The following is a 19,513-nucleotide window of genomic DNA, read 5'->3' on the forward strand; positions in this document are numbered from 1 at the left end:
TGTCTCTTGTCTTTAGTGTGTAAATGATTAGCGCATAGTCGGCCGTAGACCTCCACCATATAGAGCGGCGGATAGTCCATAGCAAGGGTATATAACTTAGTTAATTAATACGTGCCTTGCGGAACCAGTTCTCGTTAAAGAGAATCCCCACAGTGAGGCCAAGTGAGTGCTCACGCACCATACCGGTGGCCTGAGGAGTGAGGTACTTATAGTCTACGGTAATATTGACGAGCGAACGACGGTCGATGAGCGGCATACCGATACCGACCGATGCGGTGAGTTCATTGTAGCCCTTCTGCTCACCCGAGGAGGTGGGGACGAGCATATAGGAGTTAGCCCCACTCAGACCAAAGCGATAGCGGGAGCGAGAGAAGAGTCCACGACCACGAGGATCGGGGATCCACTCGGCACCAAGGCCTACACGATAGTGGTCACGAGGTGCAGCACCATCCTGGGCAAGGCCCGTAGCCTTAGCCCACTGCATATAGGTGAAGCCTGCTCCGACGAGGAGGCTCTCGCTATGGCGATAGGTAGCACCGACCGAGTAGCTCATAGGCACATGGTGGAGGCTACGTGAGGTGATCGTATCAGAGGACTCGGGCACAAGCTGGCTGGAATTCTCGGCACTGAGGAAGTGCTGATCGATGAGCGTCGAGCGGAGCTTGACCTCAGGGGCGAACGTAGCACCCACGACGAGGCTACGTCCCTTCTTCTGATCCAGATCCAGCTGGTACTGCGCACCGATATCAGCCTTGAAGCCCTTGAGCTGGAGCTGCGTGCGGTAGAAGGGATTGGATGCACCATCCGACCCGATATATACCTGACGCTCCTGCGTCGTATAGCCGAAGACATAGGAGCCATTCACCCCGAGGGAGAAGCCTCCGATACGCCATGCTACACCGAGGTAAAGGTCGCTGAAGCTACCCTGGCCCAGATAGGTACGTTGATAGTTATTCTGGCTATCTCCCTGGAGCTTCTCAAGGCTACCGAAGCGATAGCCCACGGTCGAGAAGGGAGTGATCCCTGCACTGACCGCGATATGACGGCTCACGGGGAAGAGGATCGTAGCGTAATCAAGGTTACCCAAGACACGGCTATCACGATTCCCCCCTTCAGCGAGGTGAGATCCACGCAGCGACACTGCCAGATCCAAGATGAAGGTCATGGAGTCGACAGCGGTATAGGAGGCAGGGTTAGCGGGGTTGACGGCGAGACCGTCACGCAGACCCGCACCGATACCCCCGAGAGCTCGTGTCGTAGCCGTCTGGCGCATACCGAGTGTCCCATAGCCGAAGCGACTATAGGGCGAGCGGTCTGAGTTGCTCTGGGCGCTAAGGGCGCCTGCTGTCGCAGCTGTAAGTAGTCCTGCGGAGAGGAGGTAGCTGAGGATCTTCTTCTGCTTTATCATCTGTTGTACTCCAGTATCTTATTCAGTCCATAGAGGACGAGGTCGGGCTCCACGCATACCCCTTCGGGGAGGTACTGCTCGATGAGAGGAGCATCGCCCCCTGTGACGTAGACCTTGACATTAGGGTCTGACGCCTTAGCTTCATCTATATATCCCTTGATCTCATAGATGAGCCCACGGAGCACGCCCGCGGTGATGGCCTCGGAGGTTGTCTGCCCGAAGTCTCGTATGGGAGGCGTGATCTCGTGGATCAACGGTAAGCGCGAGGTGAAGTGATTCAGCGCCTTGAGTCGGGTATAGAGCCCTGGGGAGATATTCCCCCCGGTATATTCTCCCTTAGGAGAGATCTGCTCATAGGTGATCGCCGTCCCCAGGTCTATGACCAAGAGGCTGACACCCTCGGGTGCCAGAGCATGTGCCCCGACGACAGCCGCCATACGGTCGCTACCGAGGCGCTTGCGGTCGTAAGCCACGCTTACAGGTACGGCTATATGCTCGTCGACCTGCAGCACGGTGGGGATACGCTCAGCGAGCAGGCTGAGTAGCATCTTGTCGACAGCTGCGACAGAGCTATAGATCGCCGCCTGCAGGGCTGGGTGATCGGATAAGATGACCCCAGCTTCTCGTAGGGAAACTTGAGGGAAGGAGTAGTGGGCGATAAGCTCACCTCCATCCGCCACGGCCACTTTGCAGACCGAGTTTCCCTGATCGATGATTAAATTCACTTAGTGGTCAGATAGTCAATGATACCACAAAGAAACGGCTTTTATCTGGAATATACCGCAACTACGGTAAGAGGAGCGGCTTCCTATCACCGCACCAAAGCACGATGAAGCCATCACTTTAGTCAAAGAGTGGCGTCCCTTCACCGACCAATTCATGCAGTCGGATCAAGGCCTTATCCTCTGCCTCACGCATGCGCTCCTCGTCCTCGGGGCTCTTATCCTTGAGCCCGCAGAGATGGAGGACCCCATGGATGATCACACGGTGCAGCTCTTCGGCATACTCGTTGCCAAGGAGCTCGGCATTGCTACGCACCGTATCGAGGCTGATGAGCATGTCCCCCGAGATCACATCCCCCTCACTCTCGTCGAAGGTGATGATATCGGTATAGTAGTCATGATCGAGAAAGTCTTGATTGGTCTGCAGGATGCGCTCATCACCACAGAACTGGTAGCAGAGCTCGCCGACACGACGGTCATAGCCAGCAGCGACCTCACGGATCCAGTTGCGAAGGACACGCTCTCGGAGGCGAGGCTCCTCGACGTCTTCGTCTGTATAGTAAGCTATAAGCTCAGATTCTTTCGACATAAGTGATATGCTGTAGTCTAATCTTTCTTGAGTAAAGGCTCCTCATCGGCCAGGCGCCCATGGCCATAGCGGAGCACCTCGAAGGGCTCCTCTGTGCAGTCGACGATCGTCGAGGGAGCCAGCGGGATATCGCCAGCATCGAGGATGGTGTAGACGGCATTCCCGTAGCGCTCGTCGATGAGCTCGGGATTGGTGCAATACTCGGGCTCGTCCTCATCCTCTATGGGGAGCGAAGAGGTGATCAGTGGATTGCCTAAATGCTCGGCAAGAAGACGGCCGATAGGATGCTGGGCAAGGCGGACCCCCACCTCACGACGCTGCTTGAAGATACGTGGCAGGGCACCCGATGCTGGGAGGATGAAGGTATAGTTGACCTCGTGATCCTTGATGAACTTGAAGGCGCGGTCATTCATCTTACAGTACTCTGACACCTGGCTCAGCGAAGCACAGGCGATAGAGAGCGCCTTCTTCTTCGGGTCGATCTTCTTTAGGCGACAGATCTCCTCGATGGCACGCTGATGCAGCGCGTCACAGCAGTAGGCGTAGCCCGAAGCCGTGGGATAGATGAAGATCGCACCACGACGGAGCTCATCGACCAGCTCGGTGAGCAAGCGATAGTCGGGGGAGTCAGCGTAGATCTTAGTGAGCATAGTGTAGAGTAGCTATTATGAAAGGGCTATCACTCAGCACCGAGGCCAGCCTGACGCACGACCTCATAGATGAGGATACCGCCAGCGACCGAGACATTGAGCGAACCGATAGCACCGACCTGGGGGATACGGACGATCTTATCCGCACGGCGCAGGACATCCTGTGACACCCCGTGATCTTCAGCCCCAAGGACCAGACCGAGGGGAAGCGACAGCTCACTCTCGGTATAGATATCTGCGGCCTTCTCTGAGGCTGCGACGATCTGAATACCGTTCTCCTGTAGGAGGGTGACAGCAGCCTGTATCGAGCTGACACGACAGACGGGGATACGGTGGAGCGCCCCAGCGGAGGTCTTGACGGCATCGGCAGTCACCGACACGCTTCCTCGCTCGGGGATGATGATCGCATCCACACCAGCGCACTCTGCCGTACGGGCGATAGCACCGAAGTTACGCACATCGGTAAGCCCGTCCAAGAGGACAACGAAGGGAGAGCGTCCTTCTTCGTAGAGCATCGGGATGAGCTGATCCAGCTGCGTGTACTCAATCTCGCTGATGAAGGCGATGACCCCCTGGTGCTGCTTGCGCGTCAGACGCGTCAAGCGCTCCTCGGGGACGATCTGCACAGGGATCGTACGCTCCTTAGCCACATCCATGATATGGCTCACTTCGCTGCTACGCAGTCCGCGCTTGAGTAAGATCTTATCAATCTCACGACCTGCCTCCAGGGCTTCGATAAGTGGGTGGATCCCGAAGATCAGGTTATTCTTTCCCATCAGTCCTTATACCTTATTATATATATCAGTCTATTCTCTTTGGTTCGTGCCACACGCACCCCAGATCAATCGAGGCGGTTTCAGACGTGCGCACATAGAGCAAAGATACAAAAAGATAACAGCTCCTGCCCGTAGTCTCACACAGCCACTTACGCTTCCCTTTATTCGCACCTCTACGGGGCGTGATCAGCACTACACAAGCGTGCAGCATGGATCCCCAATCAAAGCGTAAAGAATAAGCCCCTCCCCTATTATCCGAGCAAGAGCATTCCATTGAGGTGGATGCTATGAACCTATATAGGATGGCGAAGAAAGCTATATAGCTTTGTGATGTGACCTATATATAGGTTGTTGCTCCGCGTAGGGATAAAAGTTGCGGACGAGTGGCAGAAAAGTTTGGGCTACGTACGTGGATCTAATATCTACGTACGTGGATATTTGTATTTACGTGCCTGGTCTTTAAGACTACGCGCATAGATAGAGAAATCCCACTACGTGAAAGCGCTTTTTTCTTCACGAGAAGGACACTTTTCCCTCCGCTGGATAAGAGGAATACGCGTGATAAGGCGAAGGGCTTGTGTATCTCTTCGGAGAGGTGTGTCGTGGAGCTGGGCGCGCGATGCCTCAGCAGAATAAAAAGAGGGCAGGACTCGCGACAACAGTCTCATATAGGTCAGTGGGGAGAGCTATATAGGTCACAGTCTCGGTCTATATTGGTCGCTTTAGTGATCTATATAGGTTCATAGCACCCCACTCTATAACTACACACATATCCATCTATGAAACAAGCATATAAAGCAAGCCCCCGACCTCAGGCATCTCATGCACTTCGGTGGGGGCTTGGCGTATCAACGTAGAAAGGGAGGGAGCGTACCTATAGGCTGTAGCTGAGGCTCCCCGAGAGCCAGAAGCCAGGCTGCGGTACGCCAGCGATATCAGCGTACTGCGTGTCGGTGATGTTATTCAGCTCGAGGCCAGCACGGAGGTGATTCGTCAGGCGATAGTCGAGCTTGAGGTCAAGCGTCGCAAAGGGACTGGCTTGATTGACACGATCCTGATAGCGCAGCGCCCAAAGGGTTTCTATGCGAGAGCCGACATTGTGTGCGAGCTGTGCCGTGAACTTATGACGGAGATAGTTCAGCGCATACTTAGACATCGCGACACCAGGAGCACGATGCTGCTGCGTCATGTAGAGGTAGTCAAGGCTGAGACGTCCCGCATCACCAAGGAAGGGCAGGTACTCGCCGAGGCGAAGAGCCAGCCCAGCTTCGAGACCTTGGTTCGTAAGCTCAGCGATATTGTGCGAGGTGAAGACAGTCTCCGTGGGGTCGAACTTCACCCAGTCAATGAGGTTGCTCCCCTTCATCAAGAAGTAAGAGAGGTGCGCCTCTACGTGCGAGGTCTGGTACTTCGCAATAGCCTCGAAGGAGTGGGCATACTCAGGCTGGAGATTGTCTCCATGCTTGTGGACAGGGTCGGTGTACCAGAGATCATTCAAGGTCGGCAGACGCATCGAGCGACTCCAAGTAGCGACGAAGCTCCAGCGATCAAGGGGATGATAGTTCACACTCACCGAAGGGAGGAAGGTATACTTCCCTGAAAGGAGCGTATTGTGGCTCATAAGTGTCCCAGCAGAGATCAGCCACTTATCCAGCTTGACTGTATGCTCCAGACTGAGGCTGACATTCGTTCGACTACCGAACTTCGTGTAGTAGCTCTCGGGCTTAGCGCGTGGTGTACCGAGCTTATTCCCGATGACCTCCTCATAGCGAAGCTCACCACCGAGTGTCGTCGTCCCGAGGAGGGAGCTGTAGTTAGCGATGAGCCCAGCACCATAGTTATTCACGATATGGTGGTTCTGCCCGAAGGTCGTCCCACGCACCAGCTCGAAGCAGTCGTACTCACGATCCCAATAGATAGTGGGGAGAAGACGCAGGCGCTCACCACCAAGGTCACCACGCAGCGAGGCGATCATACGCTGGGTATGCTCGTACTGATTGGGATACTTAGCCGAATAGAAGGAGTTGGCACCGAACTTTTTCTCATTGTAGCCGAGCTGGAGATCCATCTTGTTCTCCGCAGGGAGATTTAGGCGTGTTTGCCAGAGGGCATTATAGATCTCGTAGTCGGTATTCGTGCGGTAGCCAGCGCTGGAGCAGCGGCTCAGCGAGAGGCTATTCTCCGTCTTGCCCCACGTCATCGCTCCACGGAGCTCTGCACCCACGAGGCGGTGCATACCCGCAGTAGCCTTGGCATAGAGGGAGGTCTCTGCGCTGTGCTTGGTGATGATGTTGATAGCCCCCGAGAAAGCACCTGTCCCATAGATAAGAGCTGAGGGGCCACGAAGCACCTCGATACGCTCGATATCCGAGAGGTTGATAGGGAAATCGAAGCTTAGGTGCCCCGACTTACTGCTGCTGACATTGACCCCATTGAGGAGGATGACGATCTGCTCGTGTGAGCCGCCACGAATGGAGACATCGGCCTGTACCCCTTGGGCACCGCGCTGTGCGACGTCGATACCCGCTACATAGTTCAGCAGCTCTTGGATACTTCGCGCAGGGGTCTGGGCGATCTCACGTGCCGAGATGACGGTGACGAGGCGCGTAGCTTCATTCAGCGGGGTAGCCGTCTTAGAGGCCGTGACCGTGACCCCCGTAAGCTCCTTGTCGGGCTCACCGAGGCTGAACTCAGGCTCAGAGGCAGCTACATTCTGCGCACTGACGGTGGAGGTGTAGGCACAAGCCAGCGCCAGGCTGGTAAGCGTGCCGATGTTGATGATACGATGCATCGTGTTGAAGGCACCGTAGCTCTTGCGCGTCATACGCCGGAAGCGTAGCGCAACAGAGGTCTGCATGTTTGTTTGCTTCATCTGTAGACAAAAGATTGATTAGACGTGGACCTCACCTCGCTTGCCGTCACGAAGGAGACACAAGCCGAGGAAGGTAAATAAGCCATTGAATAGGAGGATCTCGTAGCCGACCTTATAGCCCCATAGGCTCTCCGCTGCCACTGCGACGCCGTAGCTCACAAAGGGAGAGAGGATACAGAGATAGGGCGTGAAGCGATCACGTACCGCCCAGCGTGTGAAGAGCCCGAAAGCGAAGAGTCCTAAGAGTGGCCCATAGGTATAGGAGACTGCTGTGAAGATCGTCTTCAGCAGGGAGCTCTGCTGGATCTGACTGATGAGGAGTACCATGAGAGCGAAGGCCACACACATCGCTAAATGAATCCACCAGCGACGGTGCTCCCCTACCGCATCATCCTCGAGCTTCATACCGAGAAGGTCGGTACAGACCGAGGTCGTGAGACTGGTCAGAGCCGAGTCAGCATTGGAGAACGAGGCTGCTGTGATACCCAGCGTGAAGAAGATCAGGACCCAAGGGCCTAAGTGTCCAGCGGCGAGGAAAGGCAGGATATCATCCCCTCGCTCAGGCAGGGTCAAGCCATGCGCTGCGCCGAAGTGCAGTAGGAGAATCCCCAAGACGAGGAAGAGATAGTTCAGCGGAAGGAAGCCAAAGCCGTAGGTAAGCATATTCGTACGGGCCTCACGGAGTGTACGGCACGTGAGGTTCTTCTGCATCATATTCTGATCCAAGCCCGTCATCACAATGACGATGAAGATACCGCTGACGAACTGCTTCCAGAAGTACTGCGGGCTCGTCCAGTCATCGAAGAAGAAGACTCGGCTGTGGGGATCTTCCCCGACCAAGCGCACGATACCTGAGAGGTTAAGCCCCAGTTGCCCCGAAACGACATAGACGATGAGTCCCAGCGTGAGCACAAGGCAGACCGTCTGCAAGACGTCCGTCCAGATGATCGTACCCATCCCCCCGCGCTGCGTGTAGAGCCAGATGATGCCGACGACCCCGAGGACCGTGACGACATACGGCACCCCTATCGGAGCAAAGACGAGCTGCTGCAGGATAAGCGTGATGAGGAAGAGCTTCGCTGCTGCCCCGAAGAGCTTCGAGATGATGAAGAAGAGTGCACCCGTACGATAGCTATGCCGCCCGAAGCGCTGCTCCAGATAGGTATAGATCGAGACGAGCTGCAGACGATAGTAGAGTGGCAGGAGGACGTAGGCGATGACGATGTAGCCAAAGAAGAAGCCCAAGACCAGCTGCATATAGCTCATATCCATCTGCTGCACCATCCCAGGCACCGAAACGAAGGTCACACCCGAGATCGAGTCGCCGAGCATCCCGATCGAGACGATCCACCAAGGGGTAGCACGCCCCGCAAGGAAGAAATCCGCATTGGTGCCTCGTCTACGCGTCCAGAAGGTAATCAGGAAGAGGAAGAAGAGATAGAGGACGAAGGTAATCAGTACACCCTGTACCATGATGATAGATGATAGTGGCGACTAATAGTTGTAGTGAACTTCCCAGTCCTCGGGCGTATTGACCTTACCGCAAGCCTCGATCATCTTCATATCGTCCTCAGCTTGACGGCCAATGGTCGTGAGCAGGTCACCCGTGATAGCGGCATTGATACCGACGTAGATAGCCTTGTATTGCGTCTCGGGAGAGAGCTGTGCGCGTCCACCAGAGAAGCGAAGGAATGCCCGAGGATTGACCATGCGGAAGACTGCGATAGCCGAGAGGATCTCATCCTCAGTGAGCGGAGTGGAGTTACCGAGCGGAGTACCAGCGATGGGCTGAAGGATATTCATTGGGATACTGTAGCTCTTCAAGCGCTTGACGTAGAAGGCAAGCTCGACACGCTGCTCCAGTGTCTCACCCATGCCGATGATACCGCCACAGCAGATACGCATACCCACACGGCGAGCGGCCTCGAGAGTCGCTTCTTTGTCCTCCTGCGTGTGTGTCGTACACAGCTCACGGAAGTAGCTGGGAGAAGTCTCCACATTGCAGTGGTAGGTCGTCACACCGCTATCGAAGAGCTTCTTCAGCTGTGGCTCGGTGAGTAGGCCCAGCGAGGCACAGCACTTGAGCTCAGGATGTGCCCGCTTGATGGCGCGGTAGCTGATGCTCATCATATCAATCTCGCGATCGGTCTGGCGACGCCCACTCGCCACGAGCGAGAAGCGCCCAATACCCTGCTTGCGGTTGTAGCTGGCCTGCGCTACGCAAGCGCTGGGGCTGACGACGGAGTAGCGCTCTGCTGAGGTCGAATAGTGGGCGCTCTGTGCGCACCACTTACAGTCCTCGGGGCAGTTACCGCTCTTCGCGTTGATGATGGAGCAGGTATCGAATGCCTTCCCCATGAAGTGCTCAGTGATCTCGTGTGCTGCTTGGTATAGCTCCTCCTTGTGAGGAGTGGTAAGCAAAGCAAGTGCTTCCTCTTCGGTGATCTCACCGCCAGCGAGGATACGTGCTTTGATATCTTGTATCATAGTAGTCTTATCGTGTGATCTTATCGATATATAAAAAGCGCTGTCTCGCTACACACCCGCCTCCTATCGAGGAGTGGGTAGTAGCGAGACAGCGCTGTGTCAGCTGCAGAGAGCTACACTGAGGTAGTCTGCAGGATGTGCCGATGCGGTGGGCTTAGGAGTAGGCGTGAGTGCGAGGAGCAGCTCTGAGAGCATAGCTTCCTCGAGGACTTCGGCCTCCTCACAGCTCCCTTCGGTGGGAGCAAGCGTGCCACATACAGCAGGTGTGGTAGCGAGCGTCGTCGTCTTTGCTGAGAGACGCTCCAGGACGCTTGACGAGAGATGCCCGATGGTGACACAATGCCCGAGGCTGTGGAAGACAGCTGCGCTACTACGTGTCCAGCGACGGAAGTAGAGACGAGCTGCGCTCAGCGAGCGGGGTTGTGCGGAGTACATCGGAGTGGATCAGCGTCTTGTGTGAATTACTTAGCTACGCGCTCAAGCCACTTGACCATAGCAAGCATCGTGATCATCGAGGCAGCGCAAGCACCTACGAAGACCAGCCAGCAAGCCCAGAGAGGCACGCTCGTATAGAGGATACCACCGATGAAGAGGAGTGAGTTCCCGAGAGCCGTAGCTGCGAGCCAAGCTCCCTGCATGACACCCTGGAGGTGGGGAGGAGCGACCTTCGATACGAAGGAGAGACCAAGGGGCGAGATGAAGAGCTCAGCGAGCGTGAGGATGAAGTACATCCCGACCATGACCCAAGGCGTGAGGAGCATTTCGTGCTTTGCAGCCTCCGTCAAGCCACCAAGCGTGCTCTGATCGGGCAGACCGAGTGAGCAAACCATCAGGAAGACATAAGCCAGAGCAGCGATACCCATCCCGATAGCGATCTTGCGGGGAGCAGAGGGTTCCTTACCCTGCTCACGCAGACGGCCGAAGACGTACATCACGAGAGGCGTGAGGCAGACGACGATCAGCGGATTCACCGACTGGAAGATCTCTGCACCCTTAATCACCGTGAAGCCGAGGTCGATCTTGATGACACTCAGGTCAACGTAGTCACGAGCGAAGTATGTGAGCGAGTAACCATTCTGGTGGAAGGACATCCAGAAGAAGATGACGACACCGAATACTGCGAAGAGCGCATAGATACGCTGCTTGATTTCAGCGGCACTCATCTGCACTTCGTTCTGTGAGGGAGCACCATCCTTACTTGCAACTTCCTTCTTGCTTGGATCGGGGAACTTCTTCTGGTTAATGAGGAAGATCACCATCGATACGCAGATCATCACGACAGCTGCGATGAAGGCGTAGTGGAAGCCACGGTTGAAGACATCAAGGTACTGACCGACGAAAGCCTGAAGGTCGGTGACTTCATTACCCAGCGATACCTTGGTGGCAAGGCTCTGAAGGTTCTCCATAGCCTGTGCAGGCATATTAGCACCTTCACGCAGGTACTGATGGCAGAGAGCAGGAAGCTCTGCGCTATAGTCGAAGCCATTGTGACCCAGCCACCAGTTACGGATACCTACAGCCATGAAGGGTGCGAAGATCCCCCCGATGTTGATGAACATGTAGAAGATCTGGAAGCCAGCATCACGAGCGCTCTGATAGCGGGGATCATCGTACATCTGACCGATGAGCACCTGCAGGTTCCCCTTGAAGAGACCATTACCGAACGCGATGACACCCAGACCAACGCAAGTCAGCGTGAGGTAGAGGGCGAGGTTAGGTACTGGTGTAGGCGTGGGGATAGCGATCAGCACGTAGCCGAGAGCCATGATGACCAGACCAGCGACGATCGTAGCCTTGTACTTCTTCGAGCGGTCAGCGATGACGCCACCGACGAGAGCCAGCAGGTAGATCGAGGCGTAGAAGGCCGAGTAAACGTACCCTGTCGTCTGCTCACTCAGACCGAACTTGGCCGAGATGAAGAGCGTCAGGATCGCCATCATGATGTAGAAGCCGAAGCGCTCTCCCATGTTCGCGAGAGAGGCTGCGATCAATCCCTTAGGATGATTTTTGAACATAAGTTTGGGGTGTTAGGATGAGTATTGTTAGTTGCGATTTTCTGTATTGCTTGGAGGTTCGTACAGCAGAGCTCCGCTACTCCTGACGCACATCAAGGATAGCTCCCGTACGTGTATCGAAGTAGATAGCCGTGGCTGCATTGGGTGTCAGCTGGAGCATCTTAGGAGCTAAAGCCTGTAGGGTACCGAGCTGAGCGAGGCCGACCTGCTCATCGGCGAGCTTGCGGCCCTCATAGAGGAGCGTGATGCGTGCCTGACCAGGCTGCACATAGACGATGCTATGCTCGAGCATCTTATCCTTCTTGCGCTGGTCCTTTTCGTTGAGCTCTGGAGCTTGCTCCTGGACAGAGATCACGAGGTGCAGCGGTGCACCACTCAGATCATCCGCCTCCGTCATACCTGCCACTGGGGAGAAACGAGCCAAAGTCAGCTCACCCTCCTCACGCCCCGTGGGGATGTAGCGAAGGATGTACTCACTGACGCGCTCGGTCGTATCCCCGAGGAAGAGACGCTGTGTGCGCTGCTCCTCACGGCGCAGCTGCTCGAGAGCCAGACGCATAGACTCTCCGTCCTTAGGCATATTATCTACGGAGCCCGTGACGATGTTCATCAGATTCTCACGCAGGTCGTAGAGATAGCTCGATGCGATCTCGGCTTGCTTAGCCTTGGAGCCAGCCTGCGAATACTCACGAGAGAGGGCGGGCTGAGCTGTATCGATCTGCTTCTCAGAGACGACACGAGAGTGACGCTCTTCACTCAGGCTGGCAGGAAGCTCGCCTCCACCATTGATGGAGAAGAGGACACCCGCATCTGTGAGCTTGACGAAGGGAGCCAGCGTCTTGCGGTCAAAGGAGACCAGATACTGCTGGGTCGAGTCGGGACGCCCTACGGTATAGAGGCGAGCCGAGACCAGCTCAAAGGTATGGCGGGGCTTATCTGATGCTTTCTTATTGAGGTACCTATCAGCATAGGCCGACAGAGATCCAGGTGTATAGGTACGCTCACGTACCGTCACCACCGCTTCGATCTCGGTGCGGGGCAGGCGATAGACGACCCCATAGTCCGTCTCCTTGGTAGCGTCATAGCGACGCACCTTCGTCTGAGCCCCAAGTTCGGGTGCAGCGAAGAGTAAGAGTCCGAGCAATGCGATCCAGCGCTCTAATCGATACATGTAATGTCTGTATATGAATGAGTGAACTGACAATTCAGAGCAAAACTAATAAAAAAGCGGGGACATTCAAACGGTTAGCCCTCGCGAGGAGCCTTATGTAGGACGGCTTTCGAGGGGAGTGACTCCCTCGAAAGCCGTCGCACATGGAGCGGCAGTTCCCTACCGTCCTCTAAAGAGATGGGCTATTACTCAGCCAGGATATGGATCTCTGAGCCAGAGGCGTAGTCCTGTCCGTCATGAGCAGAGAGCGCTGTAAAGCGCAGATAGCGAGCGCGAACGGGCTTCTTGAGAAGTGCCTCCTTGAGCTTCTTATCACTACCGAAGGTACCACGCAGGACCTCGGTCCACTGCTTCCCGTCATCACTCACCGAGAGGGCATAGTCCTTGACATCACCCGTAGTGCTCTCATCCTGACGAGGCAGATAAGTGAGGCCACTGATCGTCTTCACCTTGTACAGATCAAAGTCAATCCAGTGAGGATGCTTGGGTACGGTGAGCGTCCATACGGTGTGCCACATCGTGTCGGGGCTCTCATCAAGGAGATCCTGTGCCTCATAGCCATACTCCTCACTGCTACAGAAGACGATGCGGCAGGCAGCGTACTTCATACGACCGAAGGACATAGTCGAGATGAGGCGGCGCTGTCCTTCAGCCCATGCTGAGACCTCTCCACCCTGAGAGAAGTCGATAGGCTCGGTATAGCGCTGAGGACGACCACGACCGATGGTGTACCAGAGAGCTTCCCCTGGAGCACCCGTGATGACGAGGTCCCCGTGAGGATCTCGCGTGATCGAGGGAACTACGGGGCCATCGATCTTAGCCTTAGCCTGCTTGACGGCTGAGTCACCAGCACGGAGCGGGCGGATCATCAGGCTGAAGAGCTGTGGAGTAGCGAGGCTCTGAGCGGATACCAGAGGACCACCCTGACCACAGCTGGCACCACCAAGCCCCGTCGTGCTACGGGAGAGTACCAGATGGGTATCACCAGCAGCAGGCAGTTCGTGGGGATGAGGAGCCATCATCAGCTGCATCGCAGAGTAAGGAAGAGCAGAGCTCGTCATCACGCTATCCGTGAGGAAGAGCATACCACGTCCAGAGGCATTCGTCAGGCTTACCCAGCGTACATCCTCGCGGTTGGCCATCGTCTGAGGCTTAGGGAAGGAGACGAACTGCTCGGCTACCTTGCTCTTGTGCTGCTCGATATACTGGCTGGCCTTGCGGTCACCATAGTTATTGATGGGGCCGCGACCGTAATAAGTATAGTTGTCGTAAGCACGGGGCAGGACGAACTCATAGCCCAGACGACCGAGAGGCAACGCGGGCTTATTCGTCGTCAGGTTCGAGCGAAGCTGGATGCTTCCGTCGGGATACACTCGCCAGATAGCCTGCGATGTGATAGCGAAGTCATTCTCACCGAAGGGATGTGCCTTATCCTCCGTAAGCTCATACTTACCCGAAGCCTTGTGCATCGTGAGCGTAGCGCCATAGGGAGCCTGAGAGCGTACGGTGAAGAAGAGTTCTACCGAGCCGTCGGGGAGCTTAGTGACCTGCTGCTTGAGGACACGGTGCTTGAGGTTGTGCAGACCATTGGTCGTCCAAGCCGAGCGCACCCAGATATCGTTGTCAGCGGGAGCACGGAAGGCCGTGATACGAGGCCCATTGCCTGGGTAGATGACCGTATCACCAGCATAGACGAGCTGGTGAATCGTCCCTTCGCGGAGGTCGTACTGCACGGAGAAGTCACTACCAGCGACCTCATAGACCTCCTTCGTCAGGCTCTTCGCACGGAGGCCCTTGCCCCCTTGCAGGGCATCTCGCTCACGGAGTGACTGCAGGGCGAGCTGCTCATCAGCGGCTACATAGCCCGCCTTAGCCCATGGCTTGTCGGTGCGCAGACGGCACTCGACCTTGACGAAGTACTCACTATTAGGCTGGAGGTCTGAGGTAGAGAGAGGCAGCGTGACGGTCTCGGCCGTACGAGGAGCGATAGCGGGGAGATCAAGGACGCCCGAGCGCTCCTCTACCCCATCGCGGTAAAGACTCCAGCGGAGGTCGAAGTCTGCGAGGGAGACGAAGTAGTGCTTATTGAAGATACGCACACGTCCTGCCATCAGATCTTCGGCTTCGATACCGATCTGCTGGTAGACCTTCTTCACCTCATAGTACTGTGGCTTAGGCTGGAGGTCGGCGAACATGATACCGTTCATGACGAACATACCATCATTGGGGAAGTCACCGAAGTTACCCCCATAGGCCAGATAGCGAAGCCCCTCGGGCGTGTAGTTGTATAGTGCTTGGTCTACCCAGTCCCAGATAGCACCACCGCAGATATAGTTCGAGCTCTCGATAGCCTTCCAGTAGTCCGCCAGACCACCACAGGCATTCCCCATGGAGTGGGCATATTCGGAGATATGGAAGGGGTACTTGATCTTGTACTTACCCGTAGCAGCCCCCTCGACCCAAGCGATAGAAGGATACTGATTGGAGCCCATATCGACGATGTCGTTATTGCGCTCATACTGCACGGGACGTGAGGTATCGACGCGCTTCGTAGCCTCGTAGCTCTTGACGAAGTTCACACCAGGGCCAGCCTCATTACCCAGCGACCAGATGACGATGCTGGGGTGGTTGATGTTGGCATGCACCATCTCGAGCATACGAGAGACATGCTGTGCCTCGAACTCAGGCACGTGCGATAGCGAAGCCTTGCCGTAGTAGTACTGATGCGACTCGATATTCGCCTCGTCCTCGAGGTAGATACCATACTTATCGCACAGGTAGTACCAGTAGGGAGAAGGAGGATAGTGAGAGTTGCGCACGTGGTTGATATTCGCACGCTTCATCAGGAAGACCTCGCGCTCCATCTGCTCATGCGTGATGGCATGCCCGCGGGAGGGATCCGTCTCGTGGCGGTTCGTCCCCTTGAACTTCACAGGCTTGTGGTTGACGTAGAAATAGCGACCAGCGTGCCCGAACTCATCTTGGTCGGCCGGTGTCTCGCGGATCTCGACCTTACGGAAGCCCGTATAGATGGACGCGCGATCCAGCAGCGTCTTCCCAGTCTTGTCATAGAGCTCGGCGACCAAGACATAGCGGTGGGGCGCTTCTGCAGACCAGAGCGCAGGGCTCTGGAGCGTGAGCGTCGTCTCTGCCGTGCCCGTCGAGGTGCTACGACCTTCGGCGGTAGCCACGGGAGCACCACTCACCTCATCGGAGTAGAGAGGCAGTGTATAGAGCTTGTAGCTGAGGCGCAGGTCGGGACGTACCGCCTTCGTTCCTTGACTTCTCAGCTCAGAGGTGATACGCAGGCTACCCTCCTTGAGGTCGGAGGTCACGTCGGGGATAACCCGCAGGTCACGCAGATGCACCTTCGGCTTAGCGGTGAGGTAGACCGAGCGGAAGATCCCTGGGAGGCGGAACATATCCTGCGCTTCGAGGAACGAGCCATCACTATTGCGGTAGACCTCTACAGCGATGACATTCTCCTCTCCCTTGGGGCGGAGGTAAGGTGAGATATCGAAGGAGGCAAGATTGCGGGAGTTCTTAGAGAAGCCCACATAGCGTCCGTTGATCCAGAGGTAGAAGAACGAGTCGACCCCATCGAAGTTGAGGAAGACCGCCTTGTCGCTCCACTCGGTGGGGAGCTTGAAGGTACGGCGATAGGAGCCGACCTCATTGCGGTCACGATAGGTCGTCCATTCCTTCGGTGGAGTACGCATAACCCCCTCGCGCCAGTCATCAGGGCGCACCTTGTGGTAGAAGATGACGGGCTGATTGACGTAGATAGGCGTACCATACTTCTGCTTCCCGTCGCGCTGGAGGCCGTAGACATTCCAGTTCATCGGTACGGTGACCTCATCCCAAGAGGAGGCATCGTAGTCGGCGCGATAGAAGTCCACAGGGCGCTCTTCTGGCGTACGTACCCAGTGGAAGCGCCACGTCCCGTCAAGGCTCTGGTAGAGCGAGCTATACTCAGGGAGTACGCGCTCAGCACGGTCCTTCGGGGCGAAAGAGAAGAAGTAAGCGTGGGGTTGCTCCTTACCAAGAGCATAGTCGGCTGGGCTTTGCCACTCCTTACCCGTCGGGGCGGTCGAGTGATCATAGCGATAGCCGGGGAGGAGTCGCTGACCAGTCACTGGGCTGGGCAAGGCGAAGGTTAGAGCAGCTGCGAGGCTACTCACGGCGTAGATCTTGTTCATTAGATTGTCGTTCCAAGGGGGAGATATCCGACGACAGAGGTGGAGTCCTCCGCCGCGGCTGGAATGCTATGGGCAAATATACTGCTTTGGTGCATATCTACCCAGAGCACAATGCCCGCACTGAGAGAATCACCTCGCCTGCCCTCAAAAAGGCAACACCAAAGGCTACCAAGTAGGAAGTAGAAGTAGTACACAAAAAGCGACAAACCACTGGCTGTATTACTTCAAAACCAAAGAGATATTCTCCCCATGTAGTATCTCTATTCTTAAATCTACGTGCGTAGATTTAAGATCCAGGCACAAAAATCTTATCGTCTATGCACATAGATTTTAGGGCTTTGCACGTGGAGAGAAGAATAGCACTACTGCTTTGTGGGTTTACCACTACTGCCGAGCAGCTTTTCTTGAGGGAAGACGGAGTTTGCTATCCAGAGGAAATCACCTCGTCCCAATACAGAGGTCATTAAGATGCACCAATAGTCCACCCGAAGCACTGGCGAAATAACACCCAAGGGAGCGCATTTTTTTCGTATCTTTGTCCTATATATAATAATGTAATACCCTACCGTGACGCCATGCGCTCACCGCGGGGACTAATCACACAGATAAGCAATGAGCGAAGAGCTGTTCGATCAAGACCATACCAACGAGAAGGAATACTCGGCCAGTAGCATTCAAGTCTTAGAAGGGCTGGAGGCCGTACGTAAGCGCCCTGCGATGTACATCGGTGACATCGGCGAGAAGGGTCTTCACCACTTGGTGTATGAAGTCGTAGACAACTCAATCGACGAGGCCTTGGCAGGCTACTGCAATGATATCAAGGTCACCATCCACGAGGACAACTCCATCGAAGTCCAGGACAACGGGCGAGGTATCCCCGTAGACATCCACGAGAAGGAAGGCAAGAGTGCTCTGGAGGTCGTACTGACGGTCCTGCACGCAGGGGGTAAGTTCGACAAGGGCTCCTACAAGGTCTCGGGCGGTCTGCACGGGGTCGGTGTCTCTTGTGTCAATGCCCTCTCTACCCTCCTCAAGGCTACCGTCCAGCGCGACGGCAAGATCTACACGCAGGAGTTCAGCCGTGGTGTCCCCACCACCGAGCTGCAGACTATCGGCACGACAGACAAGACGGGTACGACGGTACTCTTCAAGCCCGACGACACGATCTTCACCAGCACGGAGTACCAGTTCAAGATCCTGGCTACGCGTCTGCGCGAGCTCGCCTTCCTCAACGCAGGTATCACCCTCACGTTGACCGATGAGCGTCAGCGTGACGAAGCCGGTGTAGCCCTCACTGAGACCTACTACTCAGAGAAGGGGCTTGAGGAGTTTGTCAAGTACATCGACCGCTCCAAGGAGCACCTCATCGAGGATGTCATCCACATCATCACCGAGAAGCAGGGTATCCCTGTCGAGGTCGCGATGACCTACAACACCTCGTACAACGAGAATGTGTACAGCTACGTCAACAATATCAACACCATCGAAGGGGGTACGCACCTGGCGGGCTTCCGTCGTGGTCTGACGCGTACGCTGAAGAAATATGCTACTGACTCGAAGCTCCTCGACAAGGTCAAGGTAGAGATCACGGGGGATGACTTCCGCGAAGGTCTCACGGCCGTCGTGAGCATCAAGGTCGCAGAACCCCAGTTCGAAGGGCAGACGAAGACCAAGCTCGGGAACAACGAGGTCATGGGCGCCGTAGACGTCGCTGTCAGCGAAGCCCTCGAGATCTACCTCGAAGAGCACCCCAAGGAAGCGAAGATCATCGTAGACAAGGTCATCCTGGCTGCTACGGCTCGCCAAGCTGCACGCAAGGCGCGTGAGATGGTACAGCGCAAGTCGCCTCTCTCGGGTGGTGGCCTGCCTGGTAAGCTCGCCGACTGCTCCTCTAAGGACCCCATCCTCTCCGAGCTCTTCCTCGTCGAGGGTGACTCTGCAGGTGGTACGGCTAAGCAGGGTCGTGACCGTGAGTTCCAGGCGATCCTCCCACTGCGTGGTAAGATCCTCAACGTAGAGAAGGCGATGCAGCACAAGGTCCTCGAGAGCGAAGAGATCCGTAACATCTACACGGCTCTCGGCGTGACCATCGGCACCGAAGAGGACAGCATGGCGCTGAACCTCTCGAAGCTCCGCTATCACAAGGTCATCATCATGACCGATGCTGACGTGGACGGTAGCCATATCGCCACGCTTATCCTGACCTTCTTCTTCCGCAACATGCGCTCGCTCATCGAGAACGGCTACGTGTACATCGCTACTCCGCCCCTCTACCTATGTACCCGAGGCAAGGAGCGCGAATACTGCTGGACCGAACAGCAGCGTCAGGCCTTCATCGACCGTGTCGGTGGTGGCGACGAGAACCGCGTACGCGTACAGCGCTACAAGGGTCTCGGTGAGATGAATGAAGAGCAGCTCTGGGAAACGACGATGAATCCCGAGAACCGCACCCTGCGCAAGATCACCATCGAGAATGCCGCTGAGGCTGATGCGATCTTCTCTATGCTCATGGGTGATGACGTAGCTCCCCGCCGCGAGTTCATCGAGGCGAATGCGACCTACGCTCGCATCGACGCTTAGTCCAGCGCCCCTTATACCTATTATAATAAGAGAAGGCTATCCCT

Annotated in this window: 13 protein-coding genes; 1 reads left to right on the forward strand and 12 read right to left on the reverse strand. The window is 55.8% G+C overall.

Translation table 11 applies throughout. The features are described 5' to 3' along the window. Window positions 1-100: 100 nt before the first annotated feature. The 12 genes from HMPREF1323_RS07005 to HMPREF1323_RS07060 all read right to left on the reverse strand — a co-directional run bounded on the left by HMPREF1323_RS07005 (window position 101) and on the right by HMPREF1323_RS07060 (window position 16,889). A complete protein-coding gene (locus HMPREF1323_RS07005; RefSeq protein WP_009433445.1) occupies window positions 101-1,408 on the reverse strand; it encodes a hypothetical protein in 1,308 nt (435 codons plus the stop codon). Then, window positions 1,405-2,133 (reverse strand): type III pantothenate kinase, encoded by a 729-nt coding sequence (locus tag HMPREF1323_RS07010; RefSeq protein WP_009433465.1) that lies wholly within the window; start codon window positions 2,131-2,133, stop codon window positions 1,405-1,407. Before HMPREF1323_RS07010 ends, HMPREF1323_RS07005 begins: the two co-directional genes overlap by 4 nt. 118 nt (window positions 2,134-2,251) lie before the next feature. Continuing rightward, on the reverse strand, window positions 2,252-2,719 hold the full coding sequence (ybeY, locus tag HMPREF1323_RS07015; RefSeq protein WP_009433451.1) for an rRNA maturation RNase YbeY: 468 nt from the start codon (window positions 2,717-2,719) through the stop codon (window positions 2,252-2,254). Between the two features lie 17 nt (window positions 2,720-2,736). Then, on the reverse strand, window positions 2,737-3,369 hold the full coding sequence (locus tag HMPREF1323_RS07020) for an L-threonylcarbamoyladenylate synthase (protein WP_009433493.1): 633 nt from the start codon (window positions 3,367-3,369) through the stop codon (window positions 2,737-2,739). A 29-nt stretch (window positions 3,370-3,398) separates the two neighbouring features. Continuing rightward, on the reverse strand, window positions 3,399-4,145 hold the full coding sequence (rlmB, locus tag HMPREF1323_RS07025; RefSeq protein WP_009433462.1) for a 23S rRNA (guanosine(2251)-2'-O)-methyltransferase RlmB: 747 nt from the start codon (window positions 4,143-4,145) through the stop codon (window positions 3,399-3,401). Between the two features lie 874 nt (window positions 4,146-5,019). Then, window positions 5,020-7,017 carry a TonB-dependent receptor gene (locus HMPREF1323_RS07030; RefSeq protein WP_044124199.1) on the reverse strand — a complete coding sequence of 666 codons (1,998 nt, stop codon included), beginning with the start codon at window positions 7,015-7,017 and terminating at the stop codon, window positions 5,020-5,022. An 18-nt stretch (window positions 7,018-7,035) separates the two neighbouring features. After that, window positions 7,036-8,490: a sodium:solute symporter gene (locus tag HMPREF1323_RS07035; RefSeq protein ID WP_009433441.1), complete on the reverse strand. Its 1,455-nt coding sequence runs from the start codon at window positions 8,488-8,490 to the stop codon at window positions 7,036-7,038. 21 nt (window positions 8,491-8,511) lie between these two features. After that, the gene (gene bioB / locus HMPREF1323_RS07040) at window positions 8,512-9,504 is read right to left on the reverse strand and encodes a biotin synthase BioB (RefSeq protein WP_009433439.1); all 993 of its coding nucleotides are present in this window, start codon (window positions 9,502-9,504) and stop codon (window positions 8,512-8,514) included. 99 nt (window positions 9,505-9,603) lie between these two features. Continuing rightward, entirely contained in the window at window positions 9,604-9,939 is a 336-nt protein-coding gene (locus HMPREF1323_RS07045) for a hypothetical protein (protein WP_009433492.1), read from the reverse strand. Between the two features lie 26 nt (window positions 9,940-9,965). Then, window positions 9,966-11,519, reverse strand: a complete 1,554-nt coding sequence (locus tag HMPREF1323_RS07050; RefSeq protein ID WP_044124200.1) for a peptide MFS transporter — start codon at window positions 11,517-11,519, stop codon at window positions 9,966-9,968. Window positions 11,520-11,595: 76 nt separating this feature from the next. After that, the gene (locus HMPREF1323_RS07055; RefSeq protein WP_009433481.1) at window positions 11,596-12,690 is read right to left on the reverse strand and encodes a DUF4831 family protein; all 1,095 of its coding nucleotides are present in this window, start codon (window positions 12,688-12,690) and stop codon (window positions 11,596-11,598) included. A 185-nt stretch (window positions 12,691-12,875) separates the two neighbouring features. Then, the gene (locus HMPREF1323_RS07060) at window positions 12,876-16,889 is read right to left on the reverse strand and encodes a glycoside hydrolase family 2 TIM barrel-domain containing protein (RefSeq protein ID WP_009433480.1); all 4,014 of its coding nucleotides are present in this window, start codon (window positions 16,887-16,889) and stop codon (window positions 12,876-12,878) included. Window positions 16,890-17,501: 612 nt separating this feature from the next. Between HMPREF1323_RS07060 and gyrB the strand changes: the two genes are divergently transcribed. After that, on the forward strand, window positions 17,502-19,469 hold the full coding sequence (gene gyrB, locus HMPREF1323_RS07065) for a DNA topoisomerase (ATP-hydrolyzing) subunit B (protein ID WP_009433477.1): 1,968 nt from the start codon (window positions 17,502-17,504) through the stop codon (window positions 19,467-19,469). Window positions 19,470-19,513: the final 44 nt, after the last annotated feature.

It is taken from the genome of Porphyromonas sp. oral taxon 279 str. F0450, assembly GCF_000292995.1.
GTDB lineage: Bacteria > Bacteroidota > Bacteroidia > Bacteroidales > Porphyromonadaceae > Porphyromonas > Porphyromonas pasteri.

Coding starts and splice junctions, on each gene's coding strand:
- HMPREF1323_RS07005 (WP_009433445.1), bottom strand. CDS start 1,408: ATGATAAAGCAGAAGAAGATCCTCAGCTACCTCCTCTCCGCAGGACTA.
- ybeY (WP_009433451.1), bottom strand. CDS start 2,719: ATGTCGAAAGAATCTGAGCTTATAGCTTACTATACAGACGAAGACGTC.
- HMPREF1323_RS07020 (WP_009433493.1), bottom strand. CDS start 3,369: ATGCTCACTAAGATCTACGCTGACTCCCCCGACTATCGCTTGCTCACC.
- rlmB (WP_009433462.1), bottom strand. CDS start 4,145: ATGGGAAAGAATAACCTGATCTTCGGGATCCACCCACTTATCGAAGCC.
- HMPREF1323_RS07030 (WP_044124199.1), bottom strand. CDS start 7,017: ATGAAGCAAACAAACATGCAGACCTCTGTTGCGCTACGCTTCCGGCGT.
- HMPREF1323_RS07035 (WP_009433441.1), bottom strand. CDS start 8,490: ATGGTACAGGGTGTACTGATTACCTTCGTCCTCTATCTCTTCTTCCTC.
- bioB (WP_009433439.1), bottom strand. CDS start 9,504: ATGATACAAGATATCAAAGCACGTATCCTCGCTGGCGGTGAGATCACC.
- HMPREF1323_RS07045 (WP_009433492.1), bottom strand. CDS start 9,939: ATGTACTCCGCACAACCCCGCTCGCTGAGCGCAGCTCGTCTCTACTTC.
- HMPREF1323_RS07050 (WP_044124200.1), bottom strand. CDS start 11,519: ATGTTCAAAAATCATCCTAAGGGATTGATCGCAGCCTCTCTCGCGAAC.
- HMPREF1323_RS07055 (WP_009433481.1), bottom strand. CDS start 12,690: ATGTATCGATTAGAGCGCTGGATCGCATTGCTCGGACTCTTACTCTTC.
- HMPREF1323_RS07060 (WP_009433480.1), bottom strand. CDS start 16,889: ATGAACAAGATCTACGCCGTGAGTAGCCTCGCAGCTGCTCTAACCTTC.
- gyrB (WP_009433477.1), top strand. CDS start 17,502: ATGAGCGAAGAGCTGTTCGATCAAGACCATACCAACGAGAAGGAATAC.